Below are 23479 nucleotides of genomic sequence, written 5' to 3'. Positions count from 1 at the left end.
GGACGGGGAGTTCAGCTGGATCGAGGCGATGCCGGAGTGGGCCCCGCCGCGCACGTTCCGCCAGTACGGCTCCTCCGCCGAGGTCGACGACCTTCAGGTGCCGCCGCCCGGCGAGTGGATCTACGCCTGGGCCTGGGAGGACGAGGCGGCGGGCCGCATCCGGGCGCGTGCCTTCCCCGGCCGCGACGACGGCATCGACGAGGACGAGGCCACCGGTGCCGCCGCGCTCCAGTTGACCGCGCGACTGGGCCGTGCCCTGAACATCATCCAGGGCACGGGCTCACAGATCCTGACGGCACCGCAGCCGCATGGGTGGGTGGAGGTCGGGGGGAGGGTGTTCTTGGAGCGCTGAGGCACCCTGTTTTTTGGGGCGCAGGGTGCCCTGCGCCCCCTTGGGGGCACGGGGGCTGTGTCACTGTGCGGCTCCACCGCGTGGGCGCGACCAGCCCTCACGAACCCGCAGCCTCCATGAACCCGCAGCCTCCATGAACCCGCAGCCTCCACGAACCCGCAGCCCGCGACGCGCCTTCGGTCCCGGGCTCTCAACGCCTCCCGCCGGACCCCTCACGCGCTGAGCGGAAACTCCTCGCCCAGCGCCCTGAACACGGCCGTGTTCAAAGCGAACGCCCGCTTGCACTCACTCACGATCCGCTGCTTCTCCAGATCGTCCGCCCGCACCCGGTCCAGCAGTTCCCGGTACCCCCTCTTGAACGCGGCCGGATTGGCGATGTCCTCGAACACATAGAACCGGACCCCGTCGCCCTTCTTGGCGAACCCCCACGTCCTCTCGGCCCGGTCGCGAATGATCTGCCCGCCCGAGAGGTCGCCGAGGTACCGCGTGTAGTGGTGGGCCACATAACCGCCGGGCCATGTGCGCGCACACTCGGCGACCCGCTCCGCGTACGCCTCGGTCTCCGGCAGCGCGGCAAGCGTCGACCGCCACCCCGGCCCCCGCAGATACGCGAGGTCCCGCTCCAGTGCGGCCAGCCGCAGCAACTCCGGCTGGATGAACGGCCCGGCGACGGGGTCGTCGGCCAGGGCGGCGGCCTCGCTCTCCAGTGCCTCGTACACGAACCACAGCTGCTCGGTGTAGCGCGCGTAGGCGTCGACACCGAGTTTGCCGCCGAGCATGTCGCCGATGAACGTCGTGGTCTCCGCCTCGGTGTGCTGCTCGTGGGACGCGGTGCGGATGAGCGTGGAGAACGCCGTGACCGACGCCGCGGCGGGGCCGCTGTCGGATCCGTTCGACGCGTTCATGAAGGCCTCCGGTGCCGAAGAGGAAGGACAAGAACCTGTCGTCAGTTTCTATGGTTAGGCTTACCTAAGTCAACAAGTTTCCCGACTCCCTGTCGGTAAAACGGTACCCCGGCATCGCACCACGCTCACCTCGAATCACAGAAATCGGCGCTCGCCCATGGACGGCAGAAAGCCCGCCGCCCGAACGGAGTCGGAAGGCGGGCTGGAGGACTGTGGGGATCGCTACGGCAGCGTGAGGATCTCCGCCCCCGTCTCCGTCACCACCAGCGTGTGCTCGAACTGGGCCGTGCGCTTGCGGTCCTTGGTCACGACGGTCCACCCGTCGTCCCACATGTCGTAGTCGTACGACCCGAGCGTGAGCATCGGCTCGATCGTGAACGTCATCCCGGGCTGCATCACGGTCGTCGCGTGCGGGGAGTCGTAGTGCGGGATGATCAGACCGGAGTGGAACGACGAGTTGATCCCGTGCCCGGTGAAGTCACGCACGACCCCGTACCCGAACCGCTTGGCGTACGACTCGATGACCCGCCCGATGATGTTGATCTGCCGCCCCGGCTTGACGGCCTTGATGGCGCGGGCGAGGGCTTCACGGGTCCGCTCGACGAGAAGGGACGACTCCTCGTCCACGTCGCCCACGAGATAGGTGGCGTTGTTGTCGCCGTGGACGCCGCCGATGTAAGCGGTGACGTCGAGATTGACGATGTCGCCGTCGCGCAGCTCGGTCGAGTCCGGGATGCCGTGGCAGATCACTTCGTTGATGGATGTGCAGAGCGACTTGGGGAACCCGCGGTAGCCGAGGGTCGACGGGTAGGCGCCGTGGTCGCACATGTACTCGTGGGCGACCCGGTCCAGCTCGTCGGTGGTGACACCGGGCGCGATGTGCTTGGCGGCTTCGGCCATGGCCCGCGCCGCGATCCGCCCGGCGATCCGCATCGCCTCGATGGTCTCCGGCGTCTGCACTTCCGGTCCGGTGTACGGGGTGGGCGCGGGCTTGCCCACGTACTCGGGTCGGCGGATGTTTCCCGGGACGGTACGGGTGGGGGAGAGCTTCCCCGGTGCGAGGAGCGACTGGCCAGACATGCCAGCGAGTTTAACCAGCGGCGGTGGGGGACCATGTCGGTGGCGATCGGTCGCGATCGGCCGGCGAAAGGAGCTCACGTCATGCCCCTGTTCAAGCGGCGCACGGTCGGCAAGCCCGGCGAGTGGTTCTACTGCCTGGAGCACAAGAAGGTCGAGGAGGGCCCCGACTGCCCCGGCAAGGACCGCATGGGCCCCTACGCCACCCCGGAGGAAGCCACCCACGCCATGGAAACGGCCCGCGAGCGCAACGCGGAGTGGGAGACGGATCCGCGCTGGCACGACAGCCCCACCACAGGAGACCCGAACGACGCCTGACCCCCACGTCCGCAGAACACCCACCCCTCCCCGAGCCGCCCCCCTTCCTCGGGAGCCGCGGAACGCCCACCGCCCACCTGCCATCCGCCGTCTGCCGCGGGCGGGTGGGCGCACGCGGGGTGGGTGCCCGCCATCTGCTGCGGGCGGGTGGGCGCCCGCCTCCTGCCGCAACCGGCCACTCGTGACCCGGTGTTCACCCCGAATTCGCCCGAGGCGGGCACGCACGCCGCACCGGACCGTGCCGCGACCCCCGAGGAGCCCTTCGTGCCCCCCACCGCCGACCCGACCACCCCGACCGACACCACCACCCCCGAGCCCGCCACCCCCGCCCAGACGCCCGCCCCCGAGATCAGCGTGCCCTTCCGGGCCGGGGACGACGGGTACGCCAGCTTCCGGATCCCGGCCGTCGTCACCACGGCGTCCGGCGTGCTGCTGGCCTTCTGCGAGGGACGGGTCGGTGGACGGGAGGACTTCGGGAACATCGACATCGTGGTGAAGCGGTCGACGGACGGGGGCCGGACCTGGGGCCCGCTGCAGGTGGCCGCCAAGAACGGCGACGACCTGGCCGGCAACCCGGCGCCGGTCGTCCTCGACACCGGCCGGATTCTGCTGGTCCATGTCCGGAACGCCGCCCTCGCCACGGAGGACGCCATCCGCCGGGGCACGGTGAGTGCCGCCGACGGGCGTCGCGTGTGGGTGCAGCACAGCGACGACGAAGGGGTGACCTGGTCCAGCCCCACGGAGATCACCCAGCAGACCAAGAAGGCGGAGTGGCGGTGGTACGCCACCACCCCCGGCCACGCCCTCCAGCTGCGCACCGGCCGCGTCGTCGTCCCGGCCAACCACTCCCTCCCCCCGGCCGGCTCGGACAACGGCACGGAGGGCAAGTACAACGGCGGCCACTGTCTGCTCAGCGACGACCGGGGCGCCACCTGGCGCATCGGCTACGTCGACGACAACACCGACGGCTACATCAACGCCAACGAGACCACCGCCACCGAACTCCCCGACGGCCGTGTCTACTTCAACACCCGCAACGACTCCCCGGCCCCCGGCACCCGCGCCGACGCGTACTCGCGGGACGGCGGCGAGAGCCTCGCCAAGCCCTTCCGGCCGCAGGCGGGCCTCGTCGGCCCGGTGGTCGAGAGCAGCGTCCTCCAGCTCCACGACTCCGACCTGCTTCTCCACTCCGGCCCGGCCGACCCCGGCTTCCGCGCGCTGATGACCGTGCGGGCCAGCACGGACCACGGCGTCACCTGGCGCACCGCGCACACGGTCGACGGACTGCCCGCCGCGTACTCCGACCTCGTACGCGTCGACGAGCACACCCTCGGACTCCTCTACGAGACCGGCGACTTCAGCGCGTACGAGACGATCACGTTCCGCCGCATCCCGATCGCGAGCCTCACCTGAGGGTCCGGTTCGTACGTCTCCCACGCCTCGTACGTCTCCCACGCCTCGTATGCCTCGTACGCCTCGTCGTCTCGTACGTCCGGATCGGGTCCCGTGACCTCCCTCACCCGATCCGGCCGTCGGCGTCCGTGCCACCCGCACGTAAAGTCGGCCCATGACCTCTACTGACAGCGCACAGACGGCTTCCCAGGCCGCCGAGACCCCCGGCGCCGCCCCCGCCAAGGGCGCGGCCAAGGACCCCTTCGACCTGCCCGACGTCTCCGGGCTGGTCGTGGGCGTGCTGGGCGGCACCGGGCCGCAGGGCAAGGGGCTCGCCTACCGTCTCGCCAAGGCGGGGCAGAAGGTGATCATCGGTTCCCGGGCCGCCGACCGCGCGCAGGCCGCCGCCGAGGAGCTCGGGTACGGGGTCGAGGGCGCGGACAACGCCGAGACCGCGCGCCGCAGCGACATCGTGATCGTCGCGGTGCCGTGGGACGGGCACGGCAAGACCCTCGAATCCCTGCGCGAGGAACTGGCCGGCAAGCTGGTCGTCGACTGCGTCAACCCGCTCGGCTTCGACAAGAAGGGCGCCTACGCGCTGAAGCCGGAGGAGGGCAGCGCCGCCGAACAGGCCGCCGCCCTGCTGCCGGACTCCCGGGTCACCGCCGCCTTCCACCACCTCTCCGCCGTGCTCCTCCAGGACCCGGCGATCGAGGAGATCGACACCGATGTGATGGTCCTCGGTGAGGAGCGGGCCGACGTCGAGATCGTGCAGGCGCTGGCCAACCGCATCCCCGGCATGCGCGGCATCTTCTCCGGCCGGCTGCGCAACGCCCACCAGGTCGAGTCCCTGGTCGCCAACCTGATCTCCGTGAACCGCCGCTACAAGGCCCACGCGGGGCTCCGCCTGACCGACGTGTAGGGCGCCCTCGGGTATGGGGGACACTGGACGCCGTACCACCTTCGTCCGACTGTCCTGTCAGGAGCCGACCCCCATGCCCCCCTCGCTCCCGTCCAACCCGGCCCGGCGACTCGCCCTCTACGCGCTCGTCGTCTGTCTCCTCGCCGTCGCCGCCGCCGTGGTCTCCTTCGCCCGGGGCAGCTGGCTGGGTGTCGTGTGGGTGCTGATGGCCGGACTGTCGTCCAACATGGCCTGGTACTACGTGCGCAGGGCGAAGGCGGAGCGCGCCTCCGCCGCGAGCTGACCCCTTCAGGAAGTCCTCACTGCGCGAGGCACACGTCGAGTCCTCACTGCGGGAGGCACACGTCGCTGTCCTCGCGCCAGAAGCGGTACAGCTGGAAGCCGCAGTCGGAGAGCAGGTCGTGGACGCCGAGCCCCCGCATGAGGGCGTCTATCGCGTCCCAGAACACGGCGTTCACCGACGGGATCCACAGCACCACGAACACGAGCAGCAGCCCGAAGGGCGCGAGGGGCTCCACCTGGCGGCGGATCTTGTACGACAGCCAGGGCTCGATCACGCCGTAGCCGTCCAGGCCGGGCACCGGCAGGAAGTTCAGGATGGCCGCCGTGACCTGGAGCATCGCCAGGAAGGCGAGGGCGAACAGGAACACCGGCGGCACCCCGTCCGTCAGGTCCAGCCAGAACGGCGCCGTGCAGACCGCCGCGAACAGGACGTTCGTCAGCGGGCCGGACGCCGAGATCAGGCTGTGCTTCCAGCGGCCCTGGATCCGGCCGCGCTCGATGAAGACCGCGCCGCCCGGCAGACCGATACCGCCCATGATCACGAAGATGACCGGCAGCACGATGCTGAGCAGGGCGTGGGTGTACTTCAGCGGGTTGAGGGTGAGATAGCCCTTGGCGCCGATGGAGATGTCGCCGCTGTGCAGGGCGGTGCGGGCGTGGGCGTACTCGTGCAGACAGAGCGAGACGATCCACGCCGAGGTCACGAACAGGAAGACGGCCAGGCCGGGCTGTTCGGCGAAGCCGGTCCAGGTGGCCCAGCCGGTGACCGCCATGACGGCCACGATCCCCACGAAGACGGGGCTGATCCTCCGGTCGCTCCGGCGGGACGTGGCGGTGGTCATGGGACTCCTCGGACTCTCGATCACACGGCTGGACTGCTCGAACCGCTTGAGCTGCTCGGATCGCTCGGGCTGTTCGGGCTGTTCGGACTGCCCGACGGTACCGGGCGTACGGCGAAAACGTCTCGCGACCACCTCCGAGTTCCTAGCAAGGTAGGTCCCTGGACTCGACGAACGACTCGACGAACGACTCGACGAACCGGACACCGGTACCCCGCCCGCGCCCCCACAGACACCGATACACCCACAGACACCGATACACCCACAGACACCGATACACCGACAGATACCGATACAGAGACAATGGACCCCGTGCGCTACCGCATCCTCGGCACCACCCAGGCACTGCACGTCGACGGCACCCCCGTCCCGCTCGGCGGCGCCCGGCTGCGCGCCCTGCTGACCGTGCTCGCGCTGCGGCCGGGCCGTACGGTGCCCGCGCCCGCGCTGGTCGACGAGGTGTGGGCCGGTGATCCGCCCGCCGACGCGAGCGGTGCGCTGCAGGCGCTGGTCGGACGGCTGCGCCGGGCCCTCGGCTCCGGCGCGGTGGAGTCGGCGAACGGCGGCTACCGCCTCGCGGCCATGCCGGACGACGTCGACCTGCACCGCTTCGACCGCCTCGCCACGGAGGGCGCCCGCGCGCTGGCCGACGGCGATCCGGCGAAGGCCGCGGTCGCCCTCGACGACGCCCTCGCCCTCTGGCAGGGCCCGCCCCTGGCCGACCTCCCCGACCGCACCGCCGAGGCCGCCCGCTGGGAGACCCGCCGCCTGGACACCCACCGTGCCCGCCTCACCGCGGCCCTGTCCCTGGGCCAGGCCGATTCCGTCCTCCCCGAACTCACGGCCCTCTGCGACACCCACCCCCTCGACGAACCCCTCCAGTCCCTCCGCCTACGCGCCCTCCGAGCCACCGGCCGCCCCGCCGAGGCCCTGGCGGCCTACGAGGACGTACGCCGCCTCCTGTCCAACCGCCTCGGCACGGACCCGGGCCCGGAACTACGCGCCCTCCACGCCGAACTCCTGAACGGCGAACCCCCATCCAGGGCCGGCAGCCCCTCCCACCCCACCCCAGACCTCCGCCCCGCAACGGTCGCGGGAACGGCAATGTGCGCGGAGGGCGCCGGGTTGCGCGCGGGCGTGGCCGGAATGCGCGCGGACGCTGCCGGGTTACGCGCGGACAGGACTGAGCAGCCGGGGCCGGCATCTCCAGCCCGTCCGGCGTTTGAGGACGAGGCCGTGCAGGCCGAAGCGGGGGCCTGGGGGCGGCAGCCCCCAGTGACGCGGGGTCGAAGGGGCGCAGCCCCTGGATGGGGGTCCCCCCGCTCGAGCGAAGCCGAGAGCGGGGGAGGGACGGGCAGGGGCGGCGGGGGCGAGAAAACCGGGCCCCGCCCCGAGGCGGCACCCCGAGGCAACCTCCCCGCCCGTCTCACCTCCTTCGTCGGCCGGGACGCCGACATCGACACCATCCGCGACGACCTCACCACCGCCCGCCTGGTCACCCTCCTCGGCCCCGGCGGCGCCGGAAAGACCCGCCTCTCTCAGGAGGTCGGCGAGGCAGTGGCCGCCGCCCTCCCCGACGGCGTATGGCTCGCCGAACTCGCCCCGGTGGACGACCCGTCGAACGTCCCGGAGGCGGTCCTCACCGCCCTCGGCGCCCGCGAGACCGTCCTGCGCGGCGCCGGCGCCGAGGAGATGCGGGTCGTGGCCGACCGCGACGACAACCCCCTCGCCCGCCTCATCGAGCACTGCGCCCGCCGCCGCATGCTGCTCGTCCTCGACAACTGCGAACACGTCGTGGCCGCCGCCGCCCACCTCGTGGAACAGCTCCTCCAACGCTGCCCGGGCCTGACCGTACTGGCCACCAGCCGCGAACCCCTCGGCGTACCGGGCGAGCTGGTGCGACCGGTCGAACCCCTGGCGGAGCCGTACGCGCTGCGGCTGCTCGCCGACCGGGGCGCCGCGGCCCGCCCGGGATTCACCATCGCGGACGACCCGGACGCGGCGGCGGAGATCTGCCGCCGCCTCGACGGCCTGCCGCTCGCGATCGAACTGGCGGCGGCCCGCCTGCGCATGCTGACCCCCCGCCAGATCGCCGACCGCCTCGACGACCGCTTCCGGCTGCTGACCTCCGGCAGCCGCACGGTCCTGCCCCGGCAGCAGACCCTGCGTGCCGTCGTCGACTGGTCCTGGGAACTGCTCGACGAGGACGAACGGGAGGTGTTGCGGCGGCTGTCGGTGTTCGCCGGCGGCTGCGACCTGGCCGCGGCGGAGGCCGTCTGCGGGCCCGCCGCGCTGGAGGCGCTGGGCTCGCTCGTCGACAAGTCCCTCGTGGTGGCGACCCCGGCGCCGCGCGGGGAGATGCGCTACCGGCTCCTGGAGACGGTCGCCGAGTACGCGGGCGAACGGCTCGCCGAGTCCGGCACCCGCCTCGCCGCCGAGCGCGCCCACCTCATGTACTACCGCGAACTGGTCCGCACCACCGACCCGTTGCTGCGCGGCTTCGGCCAGCGCGCGGCGAGCGAACTGCTGGAGCTGGAGTACGAGAACATCCGTACGGCCCTGCGGCACGCCGTCGCCGAGCGGGACGAGCAGGAGGCACTCTGTCTGACGCTGTCGCTGGCCTGGTACTGGCACATGCGCGACCTCAAGAGCGAGGCCCGACACTGGTCCACACAGGTCGAGCGGCTCGGCCCGGACCCGTTCACCGCGCCCGCCCGACCCGTCCCGGACCTGCCGGAACGGCTTGTCGACAGCCCGCCGCCGATGCGCGACGAGGTCCTTCAGGAGGCCCGGCGCGCGGTCCATCTCCTCCATCTCGGCTGCATGGACATGGAGCTGTCGGCCTGGGAGACCCCGGCGGCCAGGGAGAAGCTGCGGGTCATCCGGGAGACCTACCGCCCCGGCCAGCCGCAGGTGTGCCGGTTCCCCACCACCATGTGGTTCTTCGCCGTACTGCTGTCCGGCGACATGGAACGCGTGAAGGAGATCGTCGACTCCAACATCCGTACCGCCCGCGAACTCGGCCAGACCTGGGAGCTGGCGCAGGCCCTGCAGATGCGGGCCAACCTCCTCGCCAACCGCAGCGACTGGGCGGGCGACGCCACCCGGGACGCCAATGAGTCGCTGGAGCTCTTCGACCGGCTGGGCGACGTCTGGGGCGCCGCCGAGGCCCTGTCGGCGCGCGGGGAGGCCCTGGAGCGCACGGGGCATTTCCGGTCGGCCGCGGAGAACTTCGAGCGGGCCATCGGATACGCCGAACGGCTCGGCGCCAACGCCCGGTTGGGCATCCTCGGGGTGCGCCTCGGCAGTGCGCTCATCGATTGCGGCGAGGCCGAGCGGGGCGAGAAGATGCTGCAGGACGTGCTGGCGGCCGACCACCACGCCACCCATGAGGCCCAGTTGGCGGCCCGTCTCTTCCTCACCATCCGGCTCGGCCGCACCGAACGCCTCACCGAGGCCAGGGAGCAGCTCGCCCGGCTGCGCGAGGGATCCGACGTGGTCAACTTCGTGCTCTTCGCCGGGTTCATCCTCGGTGTCGAGGCCTGGCTGGACACGATGGCCGGACAGTACGCCGATGCCCTGCACCGCATCCGGCGGGCGATCGAGCAGGCCGTGGACCCGCTGGCCCGGGTGATCACACCGCAGATGCCCGCCGTCCATCTCGTCACCGCCGCCATCGCCATGGCGGGCGTCGACGGCGGCGCCCGCGCCCGTGACGCCGCCCGGCTCCTCGGCACCTCCGACGCGCTGCTGCCGCCCGGCCACTTCTGCAGCCCGCTGGAGGTGGAGAGCCGCGCCCGCGCGGAGGCCGCCGCCCGAACCGTACTGGACGACGACACGTACGCGGCGGCCTACGCCGAGGGCGGCACCCTCACCGTGGAAGAGGCCATGGACCTGATCTGAACCGATCCGTGGGGGAGCCGTCCGTCAGCTCTTCGTACGGAACTTGTGGATCGCGATCGGCGCCATCACCGCCGTCAGCGCCACCGACCAGATGAGCGTGACGAGGACGTCGTGGGCGACCGGGCCGCCCGTCATCAGACCGCGCGCGGAGTCCGCGAGGGACGACAGCGGGTTGTAGTCGGTGAAGTTCTGCAGCCAGCCCGGCATCGACCGCGTCGGCGCGAAGATCGACGAGCCGAACTGCAGCGGGAACAGCACCAGGAAGCCCATCGCCTGTACGGACTGCGCGGTCTTCAGCGTCACGCCCAGCACCAGGAAGATCCACATCACGGCCGAGCCGAAGGCGGCCGACAGGCCCACCGTGGCGAGCAGCCCCGGCCAGCTGGTGACGTCGAAGCCGATGATCACGCCCACGAGCAGCAGGATCGTCGTGGCGACCAGCATCCGCAGCAGCTCCACGAAGACCTTCGCGAGCAGCACCGAGGACCGGCCGATGGGCAGGGACCGGAACCGGTCCATGACGCCCTTCTGGAAGTCCTCGTTGAAGCCCGTCCCGACTCCCATGGCCATGTTCATGCCGAGCATGGCCATCAGTCCGGGGATCACATACTGCACATACTCGTCCTGGCCGCCGCCCAGCGCCTGCCCGATCGAGCCGCCGAACACGTACACGAACAGCAGAGCGAAGACGATCGGCATGAGGACCGCGTCGAACATCGACTCCGGGTCCTGCCGGATCCACAGCAGATTGCGGCGAACGAGCGCGCCGGTGTGCCGGGCGTGGGCCCGCAGCCCGATACGACCGTCGGCATCGCCGTCGAGGGGCTTGAGCGGGGTGGCGGTGGCGGCGCTCATACGGCGACCTCCTCATAGGCGGGGGACTGCTCGGCGTCCTGCGGGGCACTGGCCTTGTGGCCGGTGAGCGACAGGAACACCTCGTCCAGGCTGGGCAGTTCGGTGCTGATCGAGCCGATCGTGATGCCGCGGGCGGTGATCACGCCCACGACGGCGGTGAGTTGCTCGTCGCTGAGGATCGGGACGAGCAGGGTGCCGTTCTCGGTGTCCACGGTGGTCGTGGCGAGGCCGGTGATGCCGAGCTCGTCCAACTCCTTGGCGAGCGGACGCAGTTGCAGCGGATCGGTCGGCCGGACCCGGAGCGTACGCCCGCCGACCTGGGCCTTCAGCTCCTCGATGCCGCCCTTGGCGATGACCTTGCCGCGGTCGATCACGGTCAGCTCGGAGGCCAACTGCTCGGCCTCCTCCATGTACTGCGTGGTCAGCAGCACGGTCACCCCGTCGGCGACCATGCGCTTGACCTCGGCCCACACCTCGTTACGGGTGCGCGGGTCGAGGCCGGTGGTCGGCTCGTCCAGATACAGCACGGTCGGCTGCCCCATCATGGACGCGGCCAGATCGAGCCGCCGCCGCATACCGCCGGAGTACGTCCCCGCCGGGCGTCCGGCGGCCTCGGTCAGCGAGAAGCGCTCCAGCAGCCCCCCGGCCCGCCCCTTCGCTTCCTTCCTGGACAGATCGAGCAGCCGACCGATCATGTACAGGTTCTCGAAGCCGGACAGCTTCTCGTCCACCGAGGCGTACTGTCCGGTCAGCCCGATCACCCGACGCAACTGCCGCGGCTGCCGTACGACGTCGTAGCCGGCCACGGTCGCATGTCCCGAGTCGGGCGTGATGAGCGTGGACAGACACCGCACGAGGGTCGTCTTCCCCGCCCCGTTCGGCCCGAGCACCCCCATCACGGTGCCCTCACGCACATCCAGGTCGACACCGTCCAGCGCCCTGGTCTCCCCGTAATGCTTGACCAGCCCCCGCACGGTGACAGCGCCCTTCGCGCCGCTGGTTTCCTTGTCGATTCGCGTCATGGCGACGACGATGCCAGCAGCCACCGACAAACCACCGACAGGTCGCCGATACCTACCGACAGGCCGCCGATACCCACCGACAGGATGCGCCTGCCGCCCGTCTCGAAGGCTGCCGGTGCGCCGCGACCGGGGCCGTCTGATGTGCGGGTGTCCTTACCGCTGCCGTGCCGCCAGGTCGGCCAGCACCTGGTGCAGTGGCTCCGTGGCGCGGCGGCGGTACTCCTGGATGGACCAGCCGTTGCCGTCCGGGTCCTTGAAGTACATGAACGTGGCGCCGTCGTTCGGGGCGTACTGAACGGGCTCGGAGACGTCGAGGCCCCGTCCGACGAGTTCGGCGTGGGCCGCCTCGATGTCGGCGACGCACAGTTGCAGGCCCTGGTAGGAGCCGGGGGCCGGCTTCGGGCCCTGGGCCATCTCCCAGATCGTGTCGCCCAGGGCGATCGAGCAGCCGGAGCCGGGCGGTGTGAGCTGGACGATGCGCATGCCCGGCATGACCTCCTGGTCGATGTCGACGTGGAAGCCGACCTTGTCCCGGTAGAAGTCCCGGGCGCGGTCGATGTCGCTCACGGGCAGCGGGATCACTTCGAGCGTGAAGTCCATTGGCGTGACTCCCTTGTCGACGTCGGACGACGCCGTATGGCATCGGATATCAGGTGAACCGCAACCGCGTCGCGTCCGGCTGAACGGCTCCCTCTCACCGAAGCCGAAAACCGTGCCGGGCGCCACCGAGAAGACGAGGGCAGGGCCGGCGCCGTGATCGTCGTCGGCGACGCGGGTCGCCGGCAGCGCGCCGCCCGACCGGACCGCGGGGAGGGGAGTGACGTGGGGGCGTCCGTCGGGTCGTACGGTCGAGATCCAGAACAGCTCGGCCTCGGCCGGCGACGCCTCGGTCGGCGACGCCTCGGCCCCCGGCCAGGCGGGCGCCGTGGCCGCCGGGTCGCTGTAGCGGGGCTGAGGCGGGTCTGCGGGGGCGACGGGGCGAGAACCCCCATCAGCCGCGCACGGCCTCCGTCCCGCCCCTCGATGGTACGTGGGACGCCGCCGACCAGCCCGATCAACCCGTCGACGTGTCGATCGTCACCCGTGCCGCCACCGGCAGATGGTCGCTGCCCGTCTCCGGGAGGTTCCAGGACGCCATCGGTTCCATGCCGCGGACCATGATCTGGTCGATGCGGGCCATGGGGAAGGACGCCGGCCAGCTGAAGCCGAAGCCGTTGCCGGCGGCGCCCTGGGTGGAGCGCATCTGGGCGGTGACGGCGTTGAGGGCGCGGTCGTTCATGGTGCCGTTGAGATCGCCGAGGAGGACGACCTGCTGGATGGGTTCGGCGGCGATGGCCTCGCCGAGGGCGTTGGCGCTCTTGTCGCGCTGACGGGCGGTGAAGCCGGCCTCCAGCTTCACGCGTACCGAGGGCAGATGGGCGACGTACACGGCGACCGGGCCCTCGGGGGTCGTCACGGTGGAGCGCATGGCGCGTTCCCAGCCGAGCTTGATGTCGACGGCCTTGGTGGCGCTCATCGGGTACTTGCTCCACAGGCCGACGGTGCCGACGACCTTGTGGTACTTGTACGTCGGCGCGAGCGCCTTCTCGTACACCGGTACCGCGTTCTCCGACAGCTCCTCCAGGGCCACGACGTCCGCGCCGGAGGCGGCGACGTCGCGGGCCGTGCCTGAGGGATCGGCGTTGTCCGCGTTGACGTTGTGGGTGACGACCATGAGGTCGCCGCCGCTGCCGGTCTTGCTGGTGACGAGTCCGCCGAACATGTTCAGCCAGACGATCGTGGGCACCAGGACCGCGATCAGCGCCGTCGCGGACTTACGGACCAGCGCGAGGAGCAGCAGCAGCGGGATCACCACGCCCAGCCAGGGCAGGAACGTCTCGGTGAGACTGCCGAGGTTGCCGACCGCGTTCGGGATCTGGGCGTGCAGCACCATCACCAGCGCGAGGAGCAGGGCGAGAACCGCGACGACGATGCCGCGCCGCCAGATCCGCCGGTCCCCTCTCCAGCCGCCGAACAGCCGTCCGAACAGGCGCCGAAGCCGGGATCCCTCGCGGCCCTGGCCCGTGCCGCCGCCGCCCGTCTCCGTCATGTACGCCTGCGCCATACCGTCGCCTCACTACCTGCCGTGCACATCGTCCCCCCGCGCCCTCAAGACCCTAGGGGATGATTGCCGTCGATCCTGCCGCCCCACGGCGGCCGTACGGGGACGAGGACGAAAACGTCGCTGTTCGGAGTTCCGAACCCGCGATCACCGCACGGGGTCTGTAACGAAACGCGCACATTGAACCGTGATTCATTTCGCAGTCGGGCGAAGCCCTTCGAGGAGGGTGTCGACGATGCGCACGGCGAGGTCCTCGGGGAGTTCCGCGTTGGGGCGCAGGATGGTGCGGACGAGCATGGGGCCGAAGACCAGATCGCCGACGAGGTCGATGTCCAAGTCGGCGCGGATCTCGCCGTTGAGCTGCCCTCGGCGCAGGACTTCGGTGCCCATCCGACGGCGTGGGGCGACGACGGCGGCGTGGTAGGCGTCCCAGATCTTCGGGCTGCTCTTCATCTGGGCGAAGACGTTGTGCAAGATCGCCGACGACCGTTTGAGCAGCCCGCGTTGGCGCGTCGATTCCAGGAGCACCACCAGGTCGTCACGCAGGGAGGTGCCGGGCAGTTCCGGGTCCGGGGGCTCGGCGGCGCGCACCACATCGAGGAAGAGCTCTTCCTTGCCGCTCCAGCGGCGGTAGATGGTGGCCTTGCCGACGCCGGCGGTGCGGGCCACCCGCTCGATGGACAACTCCGAGAGCGGCACGCCCTCTTCGATGAGCCGCATCACGCACTCGATGATGGAGCGCTCCACGGCCTCGCTGCGGGGCCGCCCCCGCACGGGACCCGCGTCCCTGGCCCGTTCATCTCCGGCCCGGCTTTCGGCGAGGCTCACGGTCGACTCCGTCTCTCTGTCGTTGTGCCCCCGTGATTCTCCCCCGTTGACCGGTGGGGCGGAGGATCCGGCTCCGCCCCGGGTGACCGGACTCAGTGGTCCGCGGTCACCAACTCGGCCTCCTGTTCGCTTCCTTGATCGGTCTTTGCCCTGCCCGGCAGGAACAGAATCATGGCCACCGCCCCGACGACGGCCACGGCCGCGCCGCACAGCGCCGTGACGTGCATGGCGTGCAGGAAGGCGTCGTGGGCCAGGCCGACGAGGGCCGTACCCCGGTCGCCGAGGCGGGCGGCGAAGCCGAGGGTGGCCTCGATGGACTCGGCGGCGGCGTGCGGGGCGCCGGCGGGCAGGTCGCCCTCGATGGCGCCGCGGTAGGCGGTGGAGAGCACGGAGCCGAGTACGGCGATGCCGAGGGCGCCGCCGACCTGGCGGAAGGTGTTGCTGAGGGCGGAAGCGGAGCCCGCCTTCTCCCGGGGCAGGGCCTGCATGATGACCACGCTGAGCGGGGTCATCACATGCGCCATGCCCAGACCCATGGCGAAGAAGATCACTTCGAGGGCCCAGATCGGCGTGTCCGCGTCCAGCCCGGCGAACGCGGCCAGCATCGCGGCGATCAGCAGCATGCCCGCCGTGCACACCGCGCTGTTGCCGAAGCGGTCGACGACCAGCCGGGCGCGCGGCGCGAAGAAGAGCTGCGCGGCGGCGAGCGGCAGCATCAACAGGCCGGTCTGAAGCGGTGAGTAGCCGCGTACGGTCTGGGTGTAGAAGACGGAGAAGAAGGTCACGCCCATCAGCGCGAAGAAGACCAGGCCGATGGTGCCGATGGCGGCCGAGAACACCTTGTTCTTGAAGAAGCCGATGTCGATGGACGGGTGGTCGCTGCGCTTCTCGAACAGCACGAACCCGGCGAGGACCGCGAGTCCGGCCGCGATGGTGCCGAGCACCGTGGCGTCGGTGAAGTCGGCGAGCTGGCCGCCCCGGATGATGCCGTAGACGAGCAGCACGAGACCGATGACGGAGAGCAGTACGCCGACGGGGTCGAGACGGCCGGGGGCGGGGTCGCGGGAGTCGGGGACGAGCCAGATCATCAGGCCCAGGGCGAGGAGCACGATCGGCACGTTGATCAGGAACACCGAGCCCCACCAGAAGTGGTCCAGCAGGACACCGCCGGTGATCGGCCCGATCGCGATGGCGAGCCCGACGCCGCCCGCCCAGATCCCGATGGCCTTCGGCTGCTCGTCACGCTCGAAGACGTTCATCAGGACGGCGAGTGTGGCGGGCATCACGAAGGCGGCGCCGAAGCCCATCATCGCGCGGAACGTGATGAGTTCGGCCGGCGTACCCGACCCGGCGGCCAGCGCCGAGCCGATGCCGAACACGACGAGACCGCCGAGCAGCACCTTCTTGCGGCCGAGCCGGTCGCCGAGCAGCCCCGCGGTGAACAGCAGCCCCGCGAAGACCAGCGTGTAGGCGTTGATCGCCCACTCCAGCTCGCTCTGGGTGGCGCCGAGTCCGGTCGGCGCCGGGGTGGAGATCGTCTTGATGGCGACGTTGAGGATCGAGTTGTCGAGCACCACGATCAGCAGGCTCAGCATCAGCACACCGAGAATCGCCCAACGGCGCCTGTGCACCGCTTCGGGCACTCGCCGTTCGGCAGGGGCGGCAGGAGTAGTCATGCGCTCGACGATAGGCCAGTTCCGATACGGGACCGTCTCGTATCGAAATCCTTTACGGAGGCATGGAGAACGGACCTAGGGCACGGGACGTAGGCGGGGTGGGGGCGGGCGGCGCAGGGCTTGGGCCGTGGGCGCGGGCGGCGCAGGGCGTGGATCGTGGGGCGCGGGCGCAGGCAGCGCAGGACGTGGGGCGCGGGCGGCGCAGGGGGGAAGCCATGTGACGCAGGCGCCGGGGGCGTGGGCGGCCGGTCGGCGGCGCGGGACATGGGGCCTGGGGCCGGTGGCACATGCGCCAAGCCGCGGACGGCCGGTCGGTCCTGCCGGGCGGCGGGATACGTGACCCAAGTCCCGTGCCCCGGTCTGGCCGAGCGTGGCACGAGGTGCCACCATGGAGCTGATCCGGGGACGCCGTCAGGGCGCCTCGAGATGACATGAAGGAGCCGTTGCGATGACGCAGCTTCCTGCTGCCCAGAAGCAGCCGCAGGGTGTACGGCCGGCCACCGACAGCAGCAAAGCGCTGTACGGGGGCAAGAGCACCCGGCGCATCACCGTCCGCGACATCACCGCCGCCAAGGAGCGCGGTGAGAAGTGGCCCATGCTCACCGCCTACGACGCGATGACCGCCTCCGTCTTCGACGAGGCCGGCATCCCGGTCATGCTCGTCGGCGACTCGGCGGGCAACTGCCACCTGGGGTACGACACGACCGTGCCCGTCACCCTCGACGAGATGACCATGCTCTCCGCGGCCGTCGTACGGGGCACCAGCCGGGCCCTGATCGTCGGCGACCTGCCCTTCGGCTCCTACCAGGAGGGCCCCGTGCAGGCGCTGCGCTCGGCGACCCGGCTGGTCAAGGAGGCCGGGGTCGGGGCGGTCAAGCTGGAGGGCGGGGAGCGCTCGCACCGCCAGATCGAGCTGTTGGTGGAGTCCGGCATCCCGGTCATGGCCCACATCGGGCTGACCCCCCAGTCCGTCAACGCCATGGGCTACCGCGTCCAGGGTCGTGGCGAGGAGGCCGCCCAGCAGTTGCTGCGCGACGCCAAGGCCGTGCAGGACGCGGGGGCGTTCGCGGTGGTCCTGGAGCTGGTTCCGGCGGAGCTGGCGGCCGAGGTGACGCGGGTGCTGCACATCCCGACGGTCGGGATCGGGGCCGGTCCCGACACGGACGCGCAGGTCCTGGTCTGGACCGACATGCTCGGTCTGACCGGCGGGCGGGTACCGAAGTTCGTGAAGAAGTACGCCGACCTGCGCACCGTCATGGGCGACGCGGCGAAGGCCTTCGCCGAGGACGTCGTAGGCGGAACGTTCCCGTTGGAAGAGCACTCCGTGCACTGACACCTACGCGCACGGACACCTGAGCGGACACCCAAGGGCCCCAGCGGACCCTGACGATCACAGAACCACCGCGGCACCACAGCAGCCCGCCGATCTTCCCCCGTCGGCGGGCTGCTTCCTGTGCCCCCCCGGGCTCAATCCCAAGGACCCGGACGGCAACGGCTGGAGCCGAACTTCCCCGGCGGTGGGCGACGGAAAGCGAAACGAACCGGCGGTTCCATGCCGCCGGTCCGCTCATGCGACCAAGGCGTCCGACCGGGGCGGGCCGGGGCGGGGGTGCCCCCGCCACCCCACCCCTACAGCACCGGCAGATTCTTCCGCAGCTCGAACTGGGTGACCTCGGAGCGGTACTCCTCCCACTCCTGCTTCTTGTTGCGCAGGAAGAAGTCGAAGACGTGCTCGCCCAAGGTCTCGGCGACGAGGTCGCTGTGCTGCATGAGGGACAGGGCCTCGCCGAGGTTCTGGGGGAGGGGCTCGATACCCATCGCGCGGCGTTCGGCGTCCGACAGGGCCCAGACGTCGTCCTCGGCGCCCGGCGGGAGCTCGTAGCCCTCCTCGATGCCCTTGAGGCCGGCGGTCAGGAGGACGGCGTACGCCAGGTACGGGTTCGCGCCGGAGTCCAGGGAGCGGACCTCCACCCGTGCCGAGCCCGTCTTGCCCGGCTTGTACATCGGGACACGGACCAGGGCCGAGCGGTTGTTGTGGCCCCAGCAGATGTACGAGGGGGCCTCGCCGCCGGCGCCCGCCGTGCGTTCCGTGCCGCCCCAGATGCGCTTGTAGGAGTTGACCCACTGGTTGGTGACCGCGGCGATCTCGGCGGCGTGCTTCAGCAGGCCCGCGATGAAGGAGCGGCCCACCTTCGACAGCTGGTACTCCGCGCCCGACTCGTAGAACGCGTTCCGGTCGCCCTCGAAGAGGGAGAGGTGGGTGTGCATGCCCGAGCCGGGGTGCTCACTGAACGGCTTCGGCATGAACGTCGCCTGTACGCCCTGCTCCAGCGCCACCTGCTTCATGACCAGGCGGAACGTCATGATGTTGTCGGCCGTGGACAGCGCGTCGGCGTAGCGCAGATCGATCTCCTGCTGGCCCGGCGCGCCCTCGTGGTGGGAGAACTCGACCGAGATGCCCATCGACTCCAGCATGGTGATCGCCTGGCGGCGGAAGTCCATGCCGACGTTGTGCGGGGTGTGGTCGAAGTAGCCGGAGTAGTCGGCCGGGGTCGGGCGGGAGCCGTCCGTCGGCTTGTCCTTCAGCAGGAAGAACTCGATCTCGGGGTGGGTGTAGAAGGTGAAGCCCAGGTCGGAGGCCTTGGCCAGCGCCCGCTTCAGCACATACCTCGGGTCGGCGAAGGACGGCGAGCCGTCCGGCATGAGGATGTCGCAGAACATCCGCGCCGTGCCCGGGGCCTCCGCGCGCCACGGCAGGACCTGGAACGTCGACGGGTCCGGCTTGGCGATCATGTCGGACTCGTACACCCGGGCGAAGCCCTCGATGGCCGAGCCGTCGAAGCCGATGCCTTCGTCAAACGCCTGTTCCAGCTCGGCGGGGGCCACGGCCACGGACTTCAGGAAGCCCAGCACGTCCGTGAACCACAGGCGTACGAAACGGATGTCGCGCTCCTCCAACGTACGGAGCACGAACTCCTGCTGCTTGTCCATCTTCCGCTTCCACCCATTCCTTGCTGGTCAGGCCGCCTTGCTCCCGATCACGGGAGGCGGTCGGGCACCTGAGCATGACACCACAACACCGTTTCGCGCGCGTTGCGCACCCTGATCGGCGAACCGACCTCCGGCTGAACGCCCGGCATACGACAGGTGTACCGCTCGCCGCGCCACACCATCGCCGGCCACCGGGCTGTCCACCCGGCAGTCCGTCCCGCCAACCGCTCTGCCGCCCATCTTGCCTGCTCGCGCCGCCATTCGTAACGCCTGCGCCGCCCGACATCCGACGATATCCACGGCTCCCGTGCCCTCGCTCCTCCCCCGACATCCGCACGTAACACCCCTGTCACACCCGGGGCGGGCGGCCCGTGCCCGAGGGAGCATGGAGGCGGGATCCCTCGTTTACGCGGAGGATCAGATCAAATTACGATCGAGTGGTCCGACCGTCCCATCCGCCCCATCCCCCACTAAGGACTCAACCCATGGCCGCCAAGAACAACAGCAGCGCGGCGCGCAAGGCGCGCATCGAGGAGATGCGCCGTGCCGAGCGCTCCCGTGAGCGCCGGAACCGAATCCTCACGATCGGCGCCAGCGTGCTGATAGTCGCCGGCCTCGTGGTGGGCGGTACGGTCCTGATCCAGTCGCAGTCCGACGACAGCAGCGACTCGGCGAGCGACTCCAAGGCCAAGGGCAAGTGGGAGACCGGCTCGGACGGCGTGAAGACCTGGAGCACCAAGCTCACCCAGAACCACGTCACCAAGAGCGTGAAGTACCCGATGGAGCCCCCGGTCGGCGGCGACCACAACCCGGTCTGGCAGAACTGCAACGGCGACGTCTACGACAAGGCCATCAAGAACGAGAACGCCGTGCACTCCCTGGAGCACGGCGCGGTGTGGGTGACGTACAACAGCAAGGCCTCCGACGCCGATGTCAAGGCGCTCGCGGAGAAGGTCAAGAAGACCCCGTACACCCTGATGAGCCCGGTCGAGGACCAGAAGGACCCGATCATGCTCAGCGCCTGGGGCCACCAGCGCACGGTGACCAGCGCCACCGACCCCAACCTCGACAAGTTCTTCGAGAAGTACGTCCAGGGCGAGCAGACCCCCGAGCCGGGTGCCGCCTGCACCAACGGCGTCTCCTGACAGCGGCGGCCTGACACAGTGGGAAGCATGAAGCTCATCGGTTGGATCGCTTCCGGGGCCGCGGCGGTGCTCGTCGCGGCCGGCGCGATCACATGCGCGGTCGCCGACGGCGACGACTCCGGTCTGAAGGCCCCGGCCGCCGACTCCGCGGACGCCGGGTTCGCCCGGGACATGGCGGTCCACCACCAGCAGGCCGTCGAGATGTCGTACATCGTCCGTGACCGCACGGACGACGTGGAGGTCCGGCGGCTCGCCTACGACATCGCGCAGACCCAGGCCAACCAGCGCGGCATGATGCTCGGCTGGCTCGACCTGTGGGGTCTGCCGAAGGTGTCGTCGGACAAGCCGATGGCCTGGATGGGCATGGGCGACATGGCCTCCGGCGAGGACGGCTCCCTGATGCCCGGCATGGCGACCGACGCCGAGATGGACAAGCTCGGCAAGCTCAACGGCAAGCAGGCCGAGATCTTCTACCTCCAGCTGATGACCGACCATCACAAGGGCGGCATCCACATGGCGGAGGGCTGCGTCGCCAAGTGCACGGTCGGCGTCGAGAAGAAGCTCGCGCAGGGCATGGTCGACGCCCAGGAGTCCGAGATCACGCTGATGACCGACCTGCTCAAGGATCGGGGCGCGGCGCCGCGGTCGTGAGCTCGTCACCTGCGTGACCTCGGGGCGCCCCCAGGGGCGTATGCAGCAAATCCCTTGCGCATACGGTTTCTTGGGGCGCCCATACGTTTGCTTGGGGGCTTCTTGGCCCAGCCCTGCCCCTCACCATTCCCTGGCATGAACGGTTCAACGCGAGAGTGATCGCCATCGGGTGAACCACTCCATCCACTCGATCCACTCGCGACGAACCACATCCCAGGGGGTTCTCCAATGAGGTCCAAGAGGACCAGGCGCGCAGCCCTGCGCGCCGGGGCGAGCGCGGCAGCGACTCTGCCCCTGCTCGCCGGCGCGCTGACGCTGGGCACACCCGCGGCGCAGGCCGCGACCGGCCCGGGCCGGGACACACTGCGGGGAACCAGACCCGCGTGGGCCACCGCCGAGGCGGACGCGGGAGCCACCGCCGACGGCTCCCGGCTCACCCTCCGCGTCTATCTGGCGGGCCGGGACGCCACCGGGCTGGCCGCGTACGCCCGGGCCGTCTCCGACCCGTCTTCGGCGTCGTACGGCGAGTATCTGAGCCCCGCGCGGGCCCAGGCCCGCTTCGGCGCGACGAAGACTCAGGTCGCGGCGGTGAGCACCTGGCTGACGTCAGCGGGGCTGAAGGTCACCGGAACGACCCGGCACTACCTCTCCGTGACGGGTGATGTGGCCGCCGCCGAGCGGGCGTTCGGCACACAGCTGCACAACTACCGCAAGGACGGCCATACTTACCGCGCGCCCACGAAGACGGCCTCCGCCCCGGCCGACCTGAACGGCGCCGTCCTCACCGTCACCGGCCTGGACACCGCACCCCACCGGGCCACCCACGACGACCAACTGCCGCCGCCGAGCACGGTGTTCCGCAACGCCGGACCGTTCTCCTCGTACTACGGCTCGAACACCGCGAGCACGCTCCCCGAGGCGTACGGCACGAAGATCCCGTACGCCGTGAAGGGGTACACAGGGCGGCAGTTGCGGGCGGCATACGGGGCGGGGAGCCGTACGGGCAAGGGGGCGCGGATCGCGATCACGGACGCGTACGCCTCGCCGACGATCGCGAACGACGCGGCCACGTACGCGCGGAAGCACGGCGACGCGGCCTACCGGAACGGCCAGTTGCGACAGGTGCTGCCGACGACGTACACACACACCAAGGACTGCGACGCGGCCGGCTGGTACGGCGAGGAGACGCTCGACGTGGAGGCCGTGCACGCCGTCGCGCCCGCCGCGGACATCGTGTACGTCGGGGCCTCCTCCTGCAACGACGACGATCTGATCGACTCCCTCGGGAAGATCGTCGACGGGCACCTCGCCGACATCGTCTCCAACTCCTGGGGGAGCATCGAGTCGGCCGAGACCCCCGACCTTGCCGCCGCCTACGACCAGGTCTTCCAACTGGGCGCGGTCGAGGGCATCGGCTTCTACTTCTCCTCCGGCGACGACGGCGACGAGGTCGCGAACACCGGCACCAAGCAGGTGGACTCACCGACCAACTCCGCGTGGGTGACGGCGGTCGGCGGAACGTCGCTGGCGGTCGGCAAGGGCGACACATACCTGTGGGAGACCGGCTGGGGCACGATGAAGGCCACGCTGTCCGCCGACAGCAGGAGCTGGACGGACTTCCCCGGCGCCTTCACATCGGGCGCGGGCGGCGGCACCAGCAGGATCGTGGCACAGCCCTTCTACCAACAGGGCCTGGTACCGACGGCGCTCGCGACGGCCAACGGCTCCCGGCCGATGCGCACCGTCCCGGACATCGCCGCCATCGCCGACCCCAACACCGGCTTCCTCGTCGGCCAGACCCAGACCCTCCCCGAGGGCGGGCAGGCCTACGACGAGTACCGCATCGGCGGCACCTCCCTGGCCGCCCCGGTCGTCGCAGGCGTCCAGGCCCTGGCCCAGGAGGCACACGGCGGCCACCCGCTGGGCTTCGCCAACCCGGCGATCTACGCCCGGTACGCGGCCTCGTCGCACGGGTCGTACGCGGTGTACGGGCCCAGCGTGTTCCACGACGTGACCGACGACCCCACCGGCTCCGGTCTCGCCGTGGCCCGCGTCGACCACGTCAACGGCTACGACACGACCGACGGGCTCACCACATCGGTCCGCACCCTCGGCCGCGACAGCTCACTGCACGCGGTACGCGGCTACGACGACGTGACAGGGGTCGGATCGCCGGGCAGGGGTTACGTGGAGTCCTACCACCGCTGAGGCGCCGGAGGC

Annotated in this window: 20 protein-coding genes and 1 pseudogene; 11 read left to right on the top strand and 10 right to left on the bottom strand. The window is 70.6% G+C overall.

Going from position 1 to position 23479, the window contains the following annotated elements:
* Positions 1-352: pseudogene (locus tag STRIP9103_RS33715) on the top strand (PhzF family phenazine biosynthesis protein); the annotation flags it as partial.
* A 212-nt stretch (positions 353-564) separates the two neighbouring features.
* On the opposite strand, the gene STRIP9103_RS33710 reads toward STRIP9103_RS33715, so the two are convergent.
* Positions 565-1257, bottom strand: a complete 693-nt coding sequence (locus tag STRIP9103_RS33710; protein WP_009328231.1) for a biliverdin-producing heme oxygenase — start codon at positions 1255-1257, stop codon at positions 565-567.
* Positions 1258-1479: 222 nt separating this feature from the next.
* Positions 1480-2337 carry a type I methionyl aminopeptidase gene (gene map / locus STRIP9103_RS33705; RefSeq protein WP_048821463.1) on the bottom strand — a complete coding sequence of 286 codons (858 nt, stop codon included), beginning with the start codon at positions 2335-2337 and terminating at the stop codon, positions 1480-1482.
* An 81-nt stretch (positions 2338-2418) separates the two neighbouring features.
* On the opposite strand from map, the gene STRIP9103_RS33700 reads away from it, so the two are divergent.
* From STRIP9103_RS33700 to STRIP9103_RS33685, 4 genes are all read left to right on the top strand, one after another.
* Positions 2419-2652 (top strand): hypothetical protein, encoded by a 234-nt coding sequence (locus STRIP9103_RS33700; RefSeq protein ID WP_048821462.1) that lies wholly within the window; start codon positions 2419-2421, stop codon positions 2650-2652.
* A gap of 348 nt (positions 2653-3000) precedes the next feature.
* A complete protein-coding gene (locus STRIP9103_RS33695) occupies positions 3001-4065 on the top strand; it encodes a sialidase family protein (RefSeq protein ID WP_048821470.1) in 1065 nt (354 codons plus the stop codon).
* 154 nt (positions 4066-4219) lie between these two features.
* Positions 4220-4966: an NADPH-dependent F420 reductase gene (gene npdG, locus STRIP9103_RS33690; protein WP_009328209.1), complete on the top strand. Its 747-nt coding sequence runs from the start codon at positions 4220-4222 to the stop codon at positions 4964-4966.
* A gap of 13 nt (positions 4967-4979) precedes the next feature.
* Positions 4980-5249: a hypothetical protein gene (locus STRIP9103_RS33685; RefSeq protein ID WP_078614140.1), complete on the top strand. Its 270-nt coding sequence runs from the start codon at positions 4980-4982 to the stop codon at positions 5247-5249.
* 43 nt (positions 5250-5292) lie between these two features.
* On the opposite strand, the gene STRIP9103_RS33680 is transcribed toward STRIP9103_RS33685, so the two are convergent.
* Positions 5293-6090, bottom strand: a complete 798-nt coding sequence (locus STRIP9103_RS33680; RefSeq protein WP_048821469.1) for a site-2 protease family protein — start codon at positions 6088-6090, stop codon at positions 5293-5295.
* A 300-nt stretch (positions 6091-6390) separates the two neighbouring features.
* Here STRIP9103_RS33680 and STRIP9103_RS33675 point away from each other — a divergent pair, with 300 nt between their 5' ends.
* On the top strand, positions 6391-9990 hold the full coding sequence (locus STRIP9103_RS33675) for an AfsR/SARP family transcriptional regulator (protein WP_048821461.1): 3600 nt from the start codon (positions 6391-6393) through the stop codon (positions 9988-9990).
* A gap of 24 nt (positions 9991-10014) precedes the next feature.
* On the opposite strand, the gene STRIP9103_RS33670 is transcribed toward STRIP9103_RS33675, so the two are convergent.
* The 3 genes from STRIP9103_RS33670 to STRIP9103_RS33660 all read right to left on the bottom strand — a co-directional run bounded on the left by STRIP9103_RS33670 (position 10015) and on the right by STRIP9103_RS33660 (position 12467).
* On the bottom strand, positions 10015-10845 hold the full coding sequence (locus STRIP9103_RS33670) for an ABC transporter permease (RefSeq protein ID WP_009328204.1): 831 nt from the start codon (positions 10843-10845) through the stop codon (positions 10015-10017).
* Complete coding sequence (locus tag STRIP9103_RS33665; protein ID WP_234022368.1) at positions 10842-11867, bottom strand: ATP-binding cassette domain-containing protein; 1026 nt, start codon at positions 11865-11867, stop codon at positions 10842-10844. Before STRIP9103_RS33665 ends, STRIP9103_RS33670 begins: the two co-directional genes overlap by 4 nt.
* 153 nt (positions 11868-12020) lie before the next feature.
* The gene (locus tag STRIP9103_RS33660) at positions 12021-12467 is read right to left on the bottom strand and encodes a VOC family protein (RefSeq protein WP_009328228.1); all 447 of its coding nucleotides are present in this window, start codon (positions 12465-12467) and stop codon (positions 12021-12023) included.
* 217 nt (positions 12468-12684) lie between these two features.
* Here STRIP9103_RS33660 and STRIP9103_RS53790 point away from each other — a divergent pair, with 217 nt between their 5' ends.
* On the top strand, positions 12685-12813 hold the full coding sequence (locus tag STRIP9103_RS53790) for a hypothetical protein (protein WP_009328178.1): 129 nt from the start codon (positions 12685-12687) through the stop codon (positions 12811-12813).
* A 108-nt stretch (positions 12814-12921) separates the two neighbouring features.
* Here STRIP9103_RS53790 and STRIP9103_RS33655 read toward each other — a convergent pair whose 3' ends face one another.
* From STRIP9103_RS33655 to STRIP9103_RS33645, 3 genes are all read right to left on the bottom strand, one after another.
* Positions 12922-13971 (bottom strand): endonuclease/exonuclease/phosphatase family protein, encoded by a 1050-nt coding sequence (locus tag STRIP9103_RS33655; RefSeq protein ID WP_009328211.1) that lies wholly within the window; start codon positions 13969-13971, stop codon positions 12922-12924.
* Positions 13972-14160: 189 nt separating this feature from the next.
* Positions 14161-14796, bottom strand: coding sequence for a TetR/AcrR family transcriptional regulator (locus STRIP9103_RS33650; RefSeq protein ID WP_009328222.1), 636 nt, complete (start codon positions 14794-14796; stop codon positions 14161-14163).
* Positions 14797-14888: 92 nt separating this feature from the next.
* Positions 14889-16472, bottom strand: coding sequence for an MFS transporter (locus tag STRIP9103_RS33645; RefSeq protein ID WP_048821460.1), 1584 nt, complete (start codon positions 16470-16472; stop codon positions 14889-14891).
* A gap of 448 nt (positions 16473-16920) precedes the next feature.
* On the opposite strand from STRIP9103_RS33645, the gene panB reads away from it, so the two are divergent.
* Complete coding sequence (gene panB / locus STRIP9103_RS33640) at positions 16921-17805, top strand: 3-methyl-2-oxobutanoate hydroxymethyltransferase (RefSeq protein WP_009328163.1); 885 nt, start codon at positions 16921-16923, stop codon at positions 17803-17805.
* A 296-nt stretch (positions 17806-18101) separates the two neighbouring features.
* On the opposite strand, the gene STRIP9103_RS33635 is transcribed toward panB, so the two are convergent.
* Entirely contained in the window at positions 18102-19463 is a 1362-nt protein-coding gene (locus tag STRIP9103_RS33635; RefSeq protein ID WP_009328185.1) for a glutamine synthetase family protein, read from the bottom strand.
* Between the two features lie 485 nt (positions 19464-19948).
* Between STRIP9103_RS33635 and STRIP9103_RS33630 the strand changes: the two genes are divergently transcribed.
* The 3 genes from STRIP9103_RS33630 to STRIP9103_RS33620 all read left to right on the top strand — a co-directional run bounded on the left by STRIP9103_RS33630 (position 19949) and on the right by STRIP9103_RS33620 (position 23467).
* On the top strand, positions 19949-20608 hold the full coding sequence (locus STRIP9103_RS33630; protein WP_009328227.1) for a DUF3105 domain-containing protein: 660 nt from the start codon (positions 19949-19951) through the stop codon (positions 20606-20608).
* Positions 20609-20635: 27 nt separating this feature from the next.
* Positions 20636-21259, top strand: coding sequence for a DUF305 domain-containing protein (locus tag STRIP9103_RS33625; RefSeq protein WP_009328233.1), 624 nt, complete (start codon positions 20636-20638; stop codon positions 21257-21259).
* A gap of 228 nt (positions 21260-21487) precedes the next feature.
* Complete coding sequence (locus tag STRIP9103_RS33620; protein WP_009328165.1) at positions 21488-23467, top strand: S53 family peptidase; 1980 nt, start codon at positions 21488-21490, stop codon at positions 23465-23467.
* Positions 23468-23479: the final 12 nt, after the last annotated feature.

It is taken from the genome of Streptomyces ipomoeae 91-03 (genome assembly GCF_000317595.1).
GTDB classification, from domain to species: Bacteria; Actinomycetota; Actinomycetes; order Streptomycetales; family Streptomycetaceae; genus Streptomyces; species Streptomyces ipomoeae.
Note: the sequence above shows the minus strand (reverse complement) of the source record. Positions and strands in the feature narration are given on the sequence as shown.